At 61.8% G+C, this 13,670-nt stretch carries 23 protein-coding genes; 15 read left to right on the plus strand and 8 right to left on the minus strand.

All coding sequences use genetic code 11. The features are described from left to right. Window positions 1–33 precede the first annotated feature (33 nt). The 8 genes from dnaB to AC07YZ_RS17105 all read right to left on the minus strand — a co-directional run bounded on the left by dnaB (window position 34) and on the right by AC07YZ_RS17105 (window position 3,869). Complete coding sequence (gene dnaB, locus AC07YZ_RS17070) at window positions 34–1,443, minus strand: replicative DNA helicase (RefSeq protein ID WP_494795582.1); 1,410 nt, start codon at window positions 1,441–1,443, stop codon at window positions 34–36. Continuing rightward, complete coding sequence (locus AC07YZ_RS17075) at window positions 1,440–2,216, minus strand: YdaU family protein (RefSeq protein ID WP_494795583.1); 777 nt, start codon at window positions 2,214–2,216, stop codon at window positions 1,440–1,442. The genes dnaB and AC07YZ_RS17075 overlap by 4 nt, the downstream gene beginning before the upstream one ends. Beyond that, window positions 2,197–2,559 carry a GIY-YIG nuclease family protein gene (locus AC07YZ_RS17080; RefSeq protein WP_494795584.1) on the minus strand — a complete coding sequence of 121 codons (363 nt, stop codon included), beginning with the start codon at window positions 2,557–2,559 and terminating at the stop codon, window positions 2,197–2,199. The genes AC07YZ_RS17075 and AC07YZ_RS17080 overlap by 20 nt, the downstream gene beginning before the upstream one ends. Further along, entirely contained in the window at window positions 2,556–2,738 is a 183-nt protein-coding gene (locus AC07YZ_RS17085; RefSeq protein ID WP_494795585.1) for a hypothetical protein, read from the minus strand. The genes AC07YZ_RS17080 and AC07YZ_RS17085 overlap by 4 nt, the downstream gene beginning before the upstream one ends. Further along, a complete protein-coding gene (locus tag AC07YZ_RS17090) occupies window positions 2,735–3,091 on the minus strand; it encodes a hypothetical protein (RefSeq protein WP_494795586.1) in 357 nt (118 codons plus the stop codon). The genes AC07YZ_RS17085 and AC07YZ_RS17090 overlap by 4 nt, the downstream gene beginning before the upstream one ends. Then, the gene (locus AC07YZ_RS17095) at window positions 3,088–3,291 is read right to left on the minus strand and encodes a hypothetical protein (protein WP_494795587.1); all 204 of its coding nucleotides are present in this window, start codon (window positions 3,289–3,291) and stop codon (window positions 3,088–3,090) included. Before AC07YZ_RS17095 ends, AC07YZ_RS17090 begins: the two co-directional genes overlap by 4 nt. Next, on the minus strand, window positions 3,288–3,542 hold the full coding sequence (locus AC07YZ_RS17100) for a hypothetical protein (protein WP_494795588.1): 255 nt from the start codon (window positions 3,540–3,542) through the stop codon (window positions 3,288–3,290). The genes AC07YZ_RS17095 and AC07YZ_RS17100 overlap by 4 nt, the downstream gene beginning before the upstream one ends. 102 nt (window positions 3,543–3,644) lie before the next feature. After that, window positions 3,645–3,869, minus strand: a complete 225-nt coding sequence (locus AC07YZ_RS17105; protein ID WP_494795589.1) for a hypothetical protein — start codon at window positions 3,867–3,869, stop codon at window positions 3,645–3,647. Between the two features lie 91 nt (window positions 3,870–3,960). On the opposite strand from AC07YZ_RS17105, the gene AC07YZ_RS17110 reads away from it, so the two are divergent. The 15 genes from AC07YZ_RS17110 to AC07YZ_RS17180 all read left to right on the plus strand — a co-directional run bounded on the left by AC07YZ_RS17110 (window position 3,961) and on the right by AC07YZ_RS17180 (window position 13,634). Then, window positions 3,961–4,653, plus strand: coding sequence for a S24 family peptidase (locus AC07YZ_RS17110; RefSeq protein WP_494795590.1), 693 nt, complete (start codon window positions 3,961–3,963; stop codon window positions 4,651–4,653). A 48-nt stretch (window positions 4,654–4,701) separates the two neighbouring features. Continuing rightward, complete coding sequence (locus AC07YZ_RS17115; protein ID WP_494795591.1) at window positions 4,702–4,998, plus strand: hypothetical protein; 297 nt, start codon at window positions 4,702–4,704, stop codon at window positions 4,996–4,998. Further along, window positions 4,989–5,441 (plus strand): hypothetical protein, encoded by a 453-nt coding sequence (locus tag AC07YZ_RS17120; protein ID WP_494795592.1) that lies wholly within the window; start codon window positions 4,989–4,991, stop codon window positions 5,439–5,441. Before AC07YZ_RS17115 ends, AC07YZ_RS17120 begins: the two co-directional genes overlap by 10 nt. Beyond that, complete coding sequence (locus tag AC07YZ_RS17125; protein ID WP_494795593.1) at window positions 5,441–5,623, plus strand: hypothetical protein; 183 nt, start codon at window positions 5,441–5,443, stop codon at window positions 5,621–5,623. The genes AC07YZ_RS17120 and AC07YZ_RS17125 overlap by 1 nt, the downstream gene beginning before the upstream one ends. Before the next feature lie 482 nt (window positions 5,624–6,105). Continuing rightward, the gene (locus AC07YZ_RS17130) at window positions 6,106–6,501 is read left to right on the plus strand and encodes a hypothetical protein (RefSeq protein WP_494795594.1); all 396 of its coding nucleotides are present in this window, start codon (window positions 6,106–6,108) and stop codon (window positions 6,499–6,501) included. Next, window positions 6,501–6,788 (plus strand): hypothetical protein, encoded by a 288-nt coding sequence (locus AC07YZ_RS17135; RefSeq protein ID WP_494795595.1) that lies wholly within the window; start codon window positions 6,501–6,503, stop codon window positions 6,786–6,788. The genes AC07YZ_RS17130 and AC07YZ_RS17135 overlap by 1 nt, the downstream gene beginning before the upstream one ends. A 111-nt stretch (window positions 6,789–6,899) precedes the next feature. Continuing rightward, complete coding sequence (gene bet / locus AC07YZ_RS17140) at window positions 6,900–7,808, plus strand: phage recombination protein Bet (protein WP_494795596.1); 909 nt, start codon at window positions 6,900–6,902, stop codon at window positions 7,806–7,808. A 3-nt stretch (window positions 7,809–7,811) separates the two neighbouring features. Continuing rightward, entirely contained in the window at window positions 7,812–9,023 is a 1,212-nt protein-coding gene (locus AC07YZ_RS17145; protein WP_494795597.1) for a hypothetical protein, read from the plus strand. Further along, window positions 9,020–9,250 (plus strand): hypothetical protein, encoded by a 231-nt coding sequence (locus AC07YZ_RS17150; RefSeq protein ID WP_494795598.1) that lies wholly within the window; start codon window positions 9,020–9,022, stop codon window positions 9,248–9,250. Before AC07YZ_RS17145 ends, AC07YZ_RS17150 begins: the two co-directional genes overlap by 4 nt. Then, window positions 9,247–9,735 (plus strand): hypothetical protein, encoded by a 489-nt coding sequence (locus tag AC07YZ_RS17155; protein ID WP_494795599.1) that lies wholly within the window; start codon window positions 9,247–9,249, stop codon window positions 9,733–9,735. Before AC07YZ_RS17150 ends, AC07YZ_RS17155 begins: the two co-directional genes overlap by 4 nt. Window positions 9,736–9,897: 162 nt before the next feature. Further along, window positions 9,898–10,527 (plus strand): Lcl C-terminal domain-containing protein, encoded by a 630-nt coding sequence (locus AC07YZ_RS17160; protein WP_494795600.1) that lies wholly within the window; start codon window positions 9,898–9,900, stop codon window positions 10,525–10,527. Between the two features lie 32 nt (window positions 10,528–10,559). Then, complete coding sequence (locus AC07YZ_RS17165; RefSeq protein WP_494795601.1) at window positions 10,560–10,976, plus strand: Lcl domain-containing protein; 417 nt, start codon at window positions 10,560–10,562, stop codon at window positions 10,974–10,976. Between the two features lie 26 nt (window positions 10,977–11,002). Beyond that, window positions 11,003–11,470, plus strand: a complete 468-nt coding sequence (locus AC07YZ_RS17170; RefSeq protein ID WP_494795602.1) for a four helix bundle protein — start codon at window positions 11,003–11,005, stop codon at window positions 11,468–11,470. Between the two features lie 153 nt (window positions 11,471–11,623). Beyond that, window positions 11,624–12,733, plus strand: a complete 1,110-nt coding sequence (locus AC07YZ_RS17175) for an RNA-directed DNA polymerase (RefSeq protein ID WP_494795603.1) — start codon at window positions 11,624–11,626, stop codon at window positions 12,731–12,733. Beyond that, on the plus strand, window positions 12,720–13,634 hold the full coding sequence (locus tag AC07YZ_RS17180; RefSeq protein ID WP_494795604.1) for a DNA cytosine methyltransferase: 915 nt from the start codon (window positions 12,720–12,722) through the stop codon (window positions 13,632–13,634). The genes AC07YZ_RS17175 and AC07YZ_RS17180 overlap by 14 nt, the downstream gene beginning before the upstream one ends. The last annotated feature ends 36 nt before the right edge of the window (window positions 13,635–13,670 follow it).

Here is a 13,670-nt window from a genome sequence, read left to right on the forward strand (position 1 = left end):
CTTTCAGGTGGGTTGGTGGTGGGTGACAGGAAATCAAAGTTCGGTGTTTTTGGTGCGGGCGAGTGATGTGGGCCTCTCGCCCTGCCAGTCGAAGAACCGCACGGTGTTGCCTTCGTAGCAGGCGTCCATCAGCCCGGTCTCGCCGTCGCGCAACTTGCCGGCGACCAGCTCGGCGTAGTGCTTCCATTCCGGGCCCAGGTCCGGCTTCACGTGGATCGGTCGGTGCACGAACACGATCACGTCGGCGTCCTGCTCGATGTCGCCGCATTCGCGCAGGTCGGCCAGGATGGGGCGCATGTTCGGGCGCTTCTCGACCTCGCGGTTCAGCTGGGCCAGCAGCAGCACCGTCATGTCGAGCTCCTTGGCCAGGGCCTTGATGCCGCGGCTCACCTCGCCGAGTTGCGTGGCTCGGTTGGCCTTGCGGTCCGTGCCCTCCATGAGCCCGATGTAATCCACCACCAGCACGCGCAGGCCATGGCGGCGTTTGAGCGCGCGGGCTTTGCTGCGAACCTGGTTGATCGTCAGAGCGGTCTGGTCGCTCACGTAGAGCGGTGTGTGCCGCATCTTCTCCACCGTGTCGGTGAGATTCGCCCAGTCCAGATCACTCATGCGCTCCGGGCGCTTGATCTTGTGCAACGGGATGTGCGATCGCATGGACACACGCCGGTTGTGCACCTGGGCCTTTGGCATCTCCATCGACAGCACGCCAACCGACTGCCCGGACATTGCAGCGTTCTCCGCGATGGTGAGCGCCAGCGCGGTCTTCCCCATCGACGGTCGCCCCGCGATCACGATCACCTCGCCGGGCCGCATGCCGCCGTCGAGACGGTCGTCCAGGACCTTGAGACCGGTGGACAGGAAGTCCTCTTCCCCGTCGTGCCGACGCTGGATGCCGTCCAGCACCACTGTCACGCCTTCATCACTGCCTTGCCAGTCATCACGCGGCGCACCTTGGTCGCTCAGGCCGAAGATGGTTTGCTGCGCATGGTCCAGCACCTCGGCGGCAGTCTTGTCGCCTGGGTTGAATGCCGCGGTGGCGGTCTCATCGCACGCCGCCACCAACCGGCGAAGCACCGACTTCTCGCGCACGATCTCCGCGTACCTGCGGGTGTTGGCAGCACTTGGGAGGTACTGCGCCAGACCGTTGATGTAGGCCAGTCCGCCGGATTCTTCGGTCTTGCCAATGTTGCGCAGGTGTTCGAACACGGTCACAACGTCAGCGGCCCGATTGGAGTTCACCAGCGATGCGATCGCACCGAACAGCAGGCGGTTTTCGTTCCGATAGAAGTCTGCATCCGTCAACAGGTCGCCAATGCGGTCCCATGCGCCGTTGTCCAGCAGCAGGGCGCCCAGCACCGCGCTCTCGGATTCGATGCTGTGCGGTGGCACGCGAAGCGGCGTAGCAACGTCGTCCATCAGGCCGATCGGCTCGTTCATGTTCATGCTGGCTCCAGGGTTTTTTCGATCACATGCTTCATGCCGCGATCGGTGAGCAGGAAGTCGAGGTCGCAGCGCCAGTTCGCGTGTTCACCGCTGCGCGGCGTGCGGCCCATCAGGAAGTCGTTTTGCCCAGCCCGGGTGAAGTACTCCCGGAACCATTCCAGCGCCTGTTTGGGCGTTTCGGCGCGGTGTGAGCCGTCGCCGCGTTTGCTGGTCAGGCACCAAGTCCAGGTCTTCTGCAGCGCTCGAACCCGGTCCTTCGTGTGCAGCCGCACCCTCGGCAGGTCAGGCAGTAGCTCGTGGTACAGGTCGATCAGCGCCTGAGTCGGGCAGGTCGGCAGCTTGGCTGCTGACGAAGCCGTAGGCTTCTTCTGTTCTATTGGTTCTTGGTTCTTGGTTAGTGGTTCTTGGTTAGGTGACGGTACGTTGACGTCACTTGCACGGTCCGTTAACGAAGCGTTGCGCTTTGCCTCACGCTCCGTTGCGATTCGTTTGTTTGTCTGCGACGTTTCGTGATACGCGGCAAGCTCTTCCTGAATTCGCTTCTGAACGTAGTGGCCGTCCTCCAGAACGAAAAATTTGCGCAGAACAAAGTCCACGGCCTCAATTTCGGCGGTTGAGCTGGCCCATGTCCAGTCGATTGCCTCATCCCGCGTGGGGAACTGTTCACGGTCGTAGCACGTATCGATCAAAAGCGTGTACGCACCGTGCTGAAGCATGGACAGCCGCCCCGCCTTCTTGGCGTAGTCACCCAAGTTACGCTTGTAGTAGTGCATGCCGCACCTCCTTCGCGTTCTTGTTGGTGCCGATGCAGAAATCAAGGATTTCATCGAGGTCGGAATCGGACGGCGAAAACCATTCACCCCTGACGCTGCAGTGGTCAAGCTGCTTGTGCAACGTGGCCTCAACCTCAACCGGCTTCGGCGTCCTGATCGAGCACCACAAAAACAGATCGAGCGGGCATCCGGACTGGATGTTTCTGAGCCTCTGTTTGAAGTCACACGTCATGCCGACCTTGATGAACTCAAAGTTCGGGGTCGCTATGACGTAGACCATTGACAGATGACGCATGCGAACGGATACATCAAAGTCAGCGACGTTGTGCTGGTAGTAGTTCAAGCCAACCCCCTGCTCTCTTCCATCTCGCGCACCGTCTCAGGCGTGCGAAGCGCCACCAGCCGGCGCACCTCATGGAAAGCCTCACGGGCCAGCACGCTCTTGCCCGCGTTTTGGTGCTTCTCCACCAGCGCTCCAGCCTCTTGGATGCGGCGCTCAAGGTCCAAGGCTTCGGGGGTCATACGGTGGCCTTTCTGAGCTTCTGCACGCGCTGGTGGTCCTCGCGCGGCGCGATGGAGATCGACATCGGCGCGGCCTTGAGCTGCTTCTGTGCACGATCCGACAGCCCGGGCATGACGGCGGCGTGGCCGTTTCCATTGGGCCGGTGACTGCGCGCCATCTTCTTGGCCGCATCGCGGAACTCTGGCCAGGGTGGCGGGGCCTTGCCGCTGGACACCGCGGAACACCAGTTCCTGTACAGCTGAGACTGGAAGTGATGGACCGATGAAAACGGGGTGCTGTGGATCGAGAATCCCGTGAAGCCGTTGTTCTCGGACTTCACGATCTTGGTTCCTGGCCAGAAGGTGGGCTTCATGCGCGACCTTTCAGGGCCACATCCAGCGGCTTCGGATCAGCGTCCACGTTCTTCGGCCATGGGCCTTTGAAACCAGGCGATGGGCGCTCGCTCCACGCATGACGGCGATGCGGGCATTCCAGATGGCTGCATTCAGCAACCTCGCTGTTCACGCGCTCCGGGTCGCGGTTGCATGTTCCGCAGGTGGTCTTTGCCTTCATGACGACAGTCCCGACAAACCGCACACCCCGGACAACCGACGTTGCTCCATAGTCAAGCAATGTTCGACACCGTACAGACTCGCACTCAGCAAACGCTCGATGAAATCGCTCTCGGTCATCCCGAGCTCGTGGCATCGGCGGGCCAGATCCATCTTCAAGTCGTCGGACACGCGGGATTCCACCCTGGCGCTGCGCTTGGCGCCGGTCAGGCTTCGTGCGTACTGCTGGGTTTCGGCGGGTGTGATGCTCATGGTGTTGGTCTTTTGAGAAAAGCCCCCAGGCCGTCAGGCCCAGGGGAAAGTCACGCGCCGGCTCAGGGAGGAAAAGCCGGTTTGCATGGCGTGATCAGGGAGTCAGGTGCTTGCAGGCGCTGCCTGCTGATCCGAAAGAGCGGTGGCGGCAATGACATCCACTCCCTCAAGAACTTCAGGCCTTGCGACCTTGAGGAACATCATTCGAGGCTTGGGTATGCCGTGGTATCGCCAGGCGCTGACGGATGGCATGCGCACCTCAAAAAGGCGCGCTGCTTCGGCGGTGCCGCCGAGGGCGTCGATGATCTTTGCTGCATTCGTGTTCATGGGGCGATGTTAGCCCAAGCAAACGAATTACACAAGCCTAGGCTAACAAATGTACTGTTAGGCTAGGCTTATGCCTACGCTTCAAGAACGAATGGCCGAGGTGCTGGGAGATACATCAGCGCGCGGACTACAGGCCGAAATTTCCAGACTCTGCAAGAAGAGCGGGCCGACCGTTTCCGCATGGATACACCGCCCTGAAAAGGTCGCAACCATCAGCCGGGCGGACGCGGAGTTGATCTGCGCCCGCTGGAGGCCAGAAATTTCACCGGCCTGGCTTTCTGAAGGCGTCTTGCCGAAGCTGGCTCCATCAGATGCACCCCGTATCAGCGGACATCACGAGAACGTGTCAGATGGGCCGAAGCAAAACGGTCCATACCCCTTGATTTCAGATGTGATCGCCGGATCGTGGGCGGAGCTTTGCGACAACTTCCACCCAGGCGAGTCGGACGAAAAGTACATGTCCACAAAGAACCTCGGGCGCCACGGCTACATGCTGCGCGTGTACGGTAAATCCATGGAGAACCCGGGCGGCCGGTACTCATTTCCTGACGGGATGATCCTGCACGTCAACCCCGATATGGACCCCATGCCTGGCCAGTTCGTGATCGTACGCCGCGAGGCCACGAAAGAGGCGACGTTCAAGCTTTATGTGCTGATAGAGGGCCGGCCGTTCCTTGAAGCCATCAACCCAGACTGGCCGCGAGAACTCAAGTACTTGGCGCTGCAGCCGGGCGACGTGTGGTGCGGCGTGGTGATGGACGCATCCATCGGATCACTGCCTTAAAAGCGGGGAGCCGGCGCCCGTTTTTTCGCCGACAAACAGGGAGTCATCATGAAAATCATCATCGCAACTGCAATGCTGGCAGTCGCCTGCGCAGCACACGCGCAGACCTACGTTCCAGGCTACGTGAAGAAGGACGGAACCTATGTCGATGGCCACTACCGCAGCGCCCCGGACGGCTCGCGCGTGAACAACTACAACGCCGAGAACAGCGTTTACGGCTCAAACCCCTTCACCGGCAAGAAAGGCAGTCAGCGAGACGAGTTCAGCTCGCAGCCCGCCTACAACCAGCCCGCCCGTCAGCAGCGATGCATCCAGGACATTTACGGCAACACGAGGTGCTATTGATTTTCAAGGGGTCAAAAGTGGTCTCAAGATTTGCAACACTGCTGGCATCTGCGGCGCTTCTTTCCGGGTGCGCGGCCCCATCCTCGTCCATCGTCGTGGGGAAGTCGCGCCCTGCCATAGACCCTGCTGCGGTCAAGATCTACATCAAAGCCCCGAAGCGGTACGAGGATGTTGCTGTGGTTCAAGCGTCCAGCCGGGCGTCGTGGACCATCACCGACCAAGGGAAAACCGATGTCATGATCCTGCGCCTCAAAGAAGAGGCGGCAAAGCTGGGTGCCAATGGCGTCTTGCTGCAGGGATCGGGCGACCAGTTTGGTGGCACGGTGTCACCAATGACCATGTACCCGGGCGTGGGCGGAGGCCCGGCATTTGGCTTTGGCGTGGCCGCGCCGATCATCATCAAGGCCGGCAATGGGCTGGCGATCTACGTTGAGGAAGAGTGATGCGCAAGTACCTCGCTGGGTTTTTGGCTGGCGCTCTCTTCTCCTTCGGGGTCACCGCTTTCGCAGCGCGCATCGTCGGTGATGTGGGATACCTTTTCGGGTGGTCAGTCACAGTGGACGGCGAAGAGGTTTGCGACGATCCATACATTTGGACCGCCACAAAAGAGATTGAGTGTGACTGACTAGAGAACCTTCGCACTGCAACCAGAAACCCGCCATGTGCGGGTTTTTTTGCGTCTGCTTGGAGCGACTGTCTGTAGCCGTGGCAAATTTTTGCGATATTTGTTAGCTTGGGCTATTGACTTGTTTGGTAGCTCAGGCTAATATTTCCCCATGCCGCAAACAAAGCGGAGCAGCAGCAGATCGGTGCAGCGACATGGGTTCTTTCAAAACTTGCAACTGGCGGTTCGCACTCTTCGGAGCAGACGACAGCCAGCGCGTGACCGGGCGTGAGACGGTCAACAGTGGACGGTAGACCGTCCCGCATCTAGCCCGCTGCGTGGTGGGTAGTGGATGTGTAGAGAGCTGGAACCGGCCTGACCGGGATATGCCAGCAAGCCTCAGAAATGGGGCGCAAATCAGGGCGCATTGATGGTCAGTGCGCCGCGTTTTGCAACCACTCCAGCCTGCCGCGAGCGGGCTTTTTTACGCCCAAAGGAGCGACATGATCAGCATCGAACGCATCGAATCCGGGCCGGCCTGGATGGACAAGACGTCCGCGCTCTACGCGCCAGACGTTGAAGAGCGCGACCTGCGCGCCAATGTGGCAACTGCCATCGCAAAGGGCGATGCGAACGCCTTGTGCCAGTTCTCCACCGTCACCGATTGGGACGCTGCGCGTCGCCAACCTATGGACCAGAGGACCGCGACCGCCCTGCCCCGCCGGGCCCAGACCCTGGCCGAGGTGCTGAACGAAACAATCAACGGATACCCGGAGAACGAGACGGCGCTGATTCAGCTGCTGCTGAACGCCTGCAGGTCTCACGACATCGATCTGGCCATGCAGGCCGGCGCACTGCTCGACTCGTTGATCGACAAGTTGATCGAGGTGACGCTGTGATGAGCAACAAAGTCACTCCACGGACCAGCGAAGGCACGCTGAGCAGCCAGCGCATCTTGCGTGATGTGCCCATGGCGGGCCGCATGCGCGTGGACACCACCAAGCTCGGGCCGCGCGATGGCGTGAGCGTCGGCGGATGCCGCACCGACACGCTGGCCGACCAGAAGAGCGAGTTCCGCCCAGGCGTGACCGCACTGGAAATCGTCGTCTGGATCGTGGCAGGCGCCATGACGGCGCTGGTCATCACGCCCGACCTGGGCGGCCTGATCTGGAGCTTCCTCAAATGATCGTCGCCTACCGACTCGCCCGCTTCTACATCCGCGGCGGCATGCCGCTGATCCCCGCCATTCGCAAGGCGATCGCCACCGCCTCGCGCGACCTGACCAAGTGAGAACACCATGAGCACCGCACTGACAAAACACGAATCCGGCCTTCCGGCCCTGCAGATGAACGAGGCCGAACTGATGCAGGTCCTGCAGTCGAGCCTGTACCCCGGCGCCGCCGAAGCCAGCATCAAGATGGTGCTGGGATACTGCCGCGCTGCCGGCCTGGACCCGATGCAGAAGCCCGTCCACATCGTCCCCATGTGGGACAGCAAGGCCAAGGCGATGCGCGATGTGGTCATGCCCGGCATTGGCCTGTACCGCACCCAAGCGGCGCGCACCGGTTGCGCTGGCGTGACTGAGCCCGAGTTCGGGCCTGACGTGACCGAGGTACTCGGCAACGTGCACATCACCTACCCGGCGTGGTGCCGCGTGACGGTCAAGCGCAAGCTGGCCGGCGGCGACATCGTGGAGTTCACGGCAAAGGAGTTCTGGCGCGAGAACTACGCCACAGGCGGCAAAGACACAACGGCTCCGAACGCCATGTGGAAGAAGCGCCCGTATGGGCAGATCGCAAAGTGTGCCGAGGCCCAGGCGCTGCGCAAGGCATTCCCGGAGATCGGCAGCGAGCCGACCGCCGACGAGATGGCCGGCAAGACGATCAACGAATACGACATCGATGCCAGCACGGGCGAAGTGATCCCGCAGAAGCAGGCCGCCGCACAGGCGTACTACCCGGAAGACGCCTTCAAGGAAAACGTGCGCACGGTCTGGAAGCAGCGAATAGAAGCCGGCATGAAGCCAGACGCCGTGATCTCGGCGGTTGACCGGGCTAACAAGAGCACTCCGCTGTCTGATGCCCAGAAGCAGGCCATCCGCGACCTGGCGAAGCCTGCAGACGTGACGGACGTTCAGCCTAAGCCCGATGCCGACCAGCAGACGGCGACCGCTGGCGCTGATCCTGATGCACCGTGGGAGGACTGAGCCATGCTGTTCCGCTGCTCATCCATTGGCAAGCTGATGACCGAGCCGAAGACCAAGGTAGAAGGCCCGCTGTCTGTAGGCGCCAAGACCTACATCCGCACGCTGGCCGCCCAGACCATCTTCGGCATTGACTTCGAGGTCACGTCCAAGGAGATGGAAAAGGGCGTCATGGTCGAGGCCGACGCGATCCAGATGCTCAACCGCGTGCGCGGCCTGAGCCTGGCCAAGAACATCGAACGCCGGTCGAACGAGTGGATAACTGGCGAGGCGGATCTGTTTGACACCGCTGCACGCCGTGGTCACGACCTGAAATGCTCGTGGTCCGCCGCCACGTTCCCGATCACCGTGACCGACTGCCGGGACTCTCTCTACGAGTGGCAGATGCGCGGATACATGATGCTTTGGGACGCTGATGTGTGGGAGGTGAATTACGCCCTCATCACGACGCCGGAGAGCCTGACGAAGTGGGAGCCGCTGTTCATGCACTTCGTTGACCACATCCCTGAGCACATGCGCCTGACGACCTGGTCCATTGAGCGCGATGCAGAGAAAGAGGCCCGCATGGTCGAGAAGATCGGACACGCCAGAGCGTACTTCGCCGAGGTGGTCGAAGAGTTTGAACGCTCGCACCAGCCAGCAAAACCCATTCACATCTTGCCCACAGGAACCGCCATGAACAACGAACAACCAGAGCCAGTCGAACAGGAAGCCGAAGCCGCCCGCAAGGTCCGCGAGGCAGCGGAAGAAATGGCCCGCAAGCGTGAGCAGGAAGACGCTGACCTGCTGAAGCAGGAGGAATTCCGGCGCATGGCACAAAACAATGCCATGGCGAATGCCGAGGACGAAGTGCGGCCCTCGTGGATCGATGGGGGGAAGGAAGCCGTTGAGCTCGCGCGTGAGAATGCCGTGCTTGAGCAGGCCGCTCCATTGGTTCGACTGACCGCCATCCAAGAGTCGTCCGTCCAGATCATCACCAGCGCAGGAAGCAAGTTCACAGCACCGCGCGACGAAGACAACGGCTCCCGCCTGACCCTGGGCCAGATCAACGAGCTGCTGGCGCCCGTGAGCATCAGCGTCGCCGGCCTGTCCATGCTGGGCTTTGAGCCTGTGCAACAGGTGAAGGCTTCTCGGCTGTACCGTGAATGTGATGTTCCAGCTATCTGTGCGGCAATCGCTACCCACGTGCTGGCCCGCGCGAAAGAGGAGGTTGCATGACAACCGCATCGGAAAAGAACGCCCAGGTGTTGGCCGTGCTCAACGCTGAGACGAAGCCCATTGGGCCGACCGAAATTGCAGATCGAATCATGCAGTCGTGGTGCAGCTGCTCGCCAGGGAAACGTGGCGGCGGCGCGTCTGCTCCCATAACTCCCGTTCTCCGCCGCATCGGCGCCGTGCGCCACAAGGGCGGCCTCTACACGAAGCCGGAAGGCGGTGCAGCATGAGCGCAAACGCAACGCCGACGCGCGACTGGACCAAAGGGAAAGTGCTGCGCAACAAAAGCCTTGGCATCAGGGCCGACATCGTCCATGAGGATGGCAGGCACATGGCGCTGTGCTGGGGACTGTCTACCAGCAAGGCTGCGCAGCAGAACTCGGCCAAGTACAAGGCAGACTGCGACGCCATCGCCAGCCGGTTCGTGGCCTGTTGGAACCGCATGCTGCCGTTCACAACCGAGCAGATCGAGGCGGGATTCGGAGAGGATGACTCGGCCATTGCAACAGCGGCCCGCATCCTAAATGTCGAACTGCTCAAGGAACGCGCCGAGCTGCTGGCGGCGCTGAAAGGCGTGATCGAGGTCATCGACGCCGCCGGATTGATCAACCTGATGAATGGCGTTCAGCTCGGTCAGACGGCCTGGTATGTCAAGGCCACCGACGCAACTGAAGCCGCCCGCGCAGCCATCGCCGATGTGAAGGCCGAACGATGACCGAATTCATCGCAACCCTGAGCCAACTTACGTGGCCCGGAGCGTTCGCAGTGGCGGCAATCGTCGCCGCGATTGCCTACCTGATCGGTCGCTGACGCTCACCTTCCAAACCATTCACCCACCACACAGCCCGCCGCGTGCGGGCTTTTATTCGCCAACACCATGAACATCACCATCGAAACCCTGAACATCGAGAACCTGCATGTCAGCCAAACGGGCCAAACGGCGGAAATCCCGCCCATGGTTCGCGCGTTCATCTCCGCGCTTGTCGCCAGCGCGCTCAGCCAGGAGGCGCCACCGACCGACCCGCCGTCCACCACCGAGTTGCAGAACGTCGATGGCCGACCGCGCATCGGCGAATACTGGCCGGGTCAAGGCGGCATCTACGCCGGTGACTTCCGTGCCGAGGATGGCACCGTCTACGGTCTGATCGTCGCAGACTGCGGCGCAGATGTCGGCCGCGCCAGATGGGCACCCGACGGCGAGCGCGACTTGTCCGATTGGGACGGCCTGGACAACACCCAGCGGCTGCGCAACGAATGCCCGGCCGCAAAGCTGGCCAGCGACTTCCAAGCCGATGAGTGCACCGACTTCTACTTGCCCGCGCGGCGCGAGCTGATGCTGGCCGCCGCAAACGTCCCCCATCTGTTCGGGAAGGAAAACTGGTACTGGACCAGCACACCACGCACGGCTAGCTATGCCTGGGCGCTGGCCTTCGAGCTCGGCTACGTGACCATCAACAACCGGGACGACGAGTTCCGGGTCCGCCCGTTCCGCAGATTCATCTATTGAGCAATTCACCACTTTCATCACAGGAGCAAACCATGCAAGAAGAAACACAGACCCGCATCCCCGCCATCAACCAGCCTTGGCCATCGCAGGGCGGCATCTACATCGGAGCCCGACTCATCGACGGCGCGGTGCATCACGTCGTCATCCCGGGCGGCGTCGAGCACGACATCAAAAACGTGGAGTTCGCCAACGTCGAGAAGGTCATCCCAGCCGAAATCAATGGTCACAGCGACTGGCGCGCGCCGGATCAGGAAGACCTGATGCTGGCCTACGTCAACGCTCGCGAACATTTCGCGCAGAAGGGCATCGACAGCATTTACTGGTCACGCAGCGAGCACCACGACTGGCCCTGGGCGGTGGACTTCGAGGACGGCTTCGTGGGCACCCTCTACCGGTACAACGAGTTCCGGGTCCGCCCTTTCCGCAGCTTTAGCGATTCATCCATTTAACCCTTCGCGGGCGTAGCCCGCTGCATATGGCACTCCACACCGACACCGAGATCTACCGCGCAACCTATGACCTGACGAAGCTTGTCACAGGGTTCGTGGCGAACATGCCAAAGAACTTTCGGTCGGATTTCGGTGCGGAGTTGAGGCGTCGATGCATGGCGTTGGTCATTCGCACCTACGAGGCGAACACGGCTGGCATGGAGCACCGTGCTCCGATCCTCCAGCGCATGCGCCAGGAAGTCGAGACGGTGAACCTTCTCCTGCGCCTCGCGGTGGATCACAAGCTGATTTCCCACCCACAGTACGCACGCACCATCGTCCTCACGGCGAGCGTCGGCAAGCAAGCCACGGGGTGGCAGAAGCATTCGGAAAGTGCGCCTGTCGCCGGTCCGTCAAGGCGGTCCGGCCAGAGCGCCATTGAATCTGGTCGAGCCGCTGGGCCACAAGCCCACCGAAACGCGCAGCAGGGATATCGGCGGCAGCAGCCGACGTGATCCCGCGCAGTTTGCCCGCTGAGCCATCGGCGGGCCGACGTGATCGCTTGACACCACCTGGGCGGTGGACTTCGAGAACGGCAACGTGAACAACAACAACCGGAACAACGAGTTCCGGGTCCGCCCTTTCCGCAGATTCAACCGAGAGTTCTTATGGATGATGGCTACTCGTTCGAGAAGCTGGTGGAGGCCTACTACGACTGCCGCCGGCACAAGCGCACTACGGCCAGCGCGCTCCGGTTCGAACAGGACCTGGAGTGCAACCTGATAGAGCTGCATGAAGAGCTGGAGTCCGGCGCATACCGGCCGGGACCATCGACATGCTTCCCCATCACCAGGCCGCGCCCGCGCGAGGTCTGGGCGGCCGGCTTCCGCGACCGGATCGTGCACCACCTTTTGTACAACCAGATCGCCGACCGATTCCACCGCCGGTTCATCGCAGACTCTTGCGCCTGCATCCCCGGTCGCGGAACGCTGTACGGCGCCCAGCGCCTGGAAGCGAAGGTGCGCAGCCAGACCCAGAACTGGAGCCGGCCGGGGTTCTACCTGAAATGCGACATGGCCAACTTCTTCGTCAGCATCGACAAGCGCAAGCTGTGGCCGCTGCTGGCAGAACAGATCCATGAACGCTGGTGGCGCGGGCTGGCCAAGGTCATCGTGTTCCACGATCCGAGGCTGGACTACGAGGTTCGCGGCGACGCGCGGGACCTGGCCGCCGTGCCGCACCACAAGCGCCTGACCAGCGCCGACCGCTGGCACGGGTTGCCCATCGGAAATCTGTCATCACAGTTTTTCGCAAACATCCTTTTGAACGAGCTCGATCAGCACGTCAAGCACAGGATCCGGGCGAAGCACTACACGCGCTATGTCGATGACATGGTGCTGCTGCACGAGTCGGCTGATTGGCTTGGAGAAGCGCTGAAGAGCATCAACTGCGTCCTGCCATCGCTCGGTCTGGCGTTGAACCCCAGCAAGACTGTGATCCAACCCATCAGCCGGGGCATCGACTACGTGGGACAGGTCATCAAGCCCTGGCGCCGCACGACACGGCCGCGCACCTTGCACACCGCGCTGGCCAGGCTGGAGCACATGCCGGCCGCCGACCTTTTTGAAACCGGCAATTCCTACTTCGGTCTGACCCGACAAGCCGGCGCCAGCCACCACGAACAAGCCCTGATCGCCCTCGCCCTTCTTCGGCGCGGTCATGCGGTCAAGGGAGACCTGACAAAAACATATCGAGGGAAGAACATTGAACGCCATTGACCTCTTCGCCGGAATTGGCGGCTTCAGTGCGGGGGCCGAAGCTGCTGGGTGCCATGTGCTTTGGGCAGCGAACCACTGGCCGACAGCCGTGGAATGGCATGCCGCCAATCACCCGAACACCACACATGCCTGCCAGGACCTGCAGCAAGCGGACTTCCGTGATGCCCCCTCCCACGACATCCTGCTGGCCTCGCCTGCATGCCAGGGTCACAGCCCGGCGCGCGGCAAAGAGAGGCCACACCATGATGCACAGCGGGCGACGGCTTGGGCTGTGGTCACATGCGCCGAGGTGCACAGATCTACCGTCGTGCTGGTGGAAAACGTGCCGGAGTTCACCAGCTGGGTCCTCTGGCCGGCCTGGACTTCGGCCATGCACGCCCTGGGTTATGCACTGACACCGATGGTGTTGGACTCGGCAGACCATGGCGTGCCGCAGCATCGACGCCGCCTGTTCGTTATCGCCACGCTCAGCAAGCACCCCATCGAGTTGAGTCTGCCGCGCCGTTCGCACGTACCGGCCAGCAGGTGCATCGACTTGACGGCCGGTCGCTGGTCGCCGGTTAACAAACAGGGCCGCAGCGAACGAACGCTGGCCAGGATTGCGACAGGCCGTCGGCAGTTCGGAGCGCGGTTCCTTGCCCCGTACTACGGAAGCGGAAGCGGTGAGACTGGGCGCAGCCTGGATCGCCCCATTGGCACGCTCACCACACGGGCGCGATGGGCCGTAGTCGATGGCGAGCAGATGCGCATGGTCATGGCAAGCGAGGGCCGGACGCTCATGGGGCTACCTGATCGCTACGTCCTGCCTGCAAACGAGGCCACGGCGTGGCACCTGATTGGCAACGCTGTTTGCCCTCCAGTGGCCACCGACCTGATCAACGCGATCAGGCGGGCGGCCTGAACACCAACCCCAAGCCCTCCCCAGCGAGGGCTTTTT

It is taken from the genome of Hydrogenophaga sp. GW101-3F08, assembly GCF_059424585.1.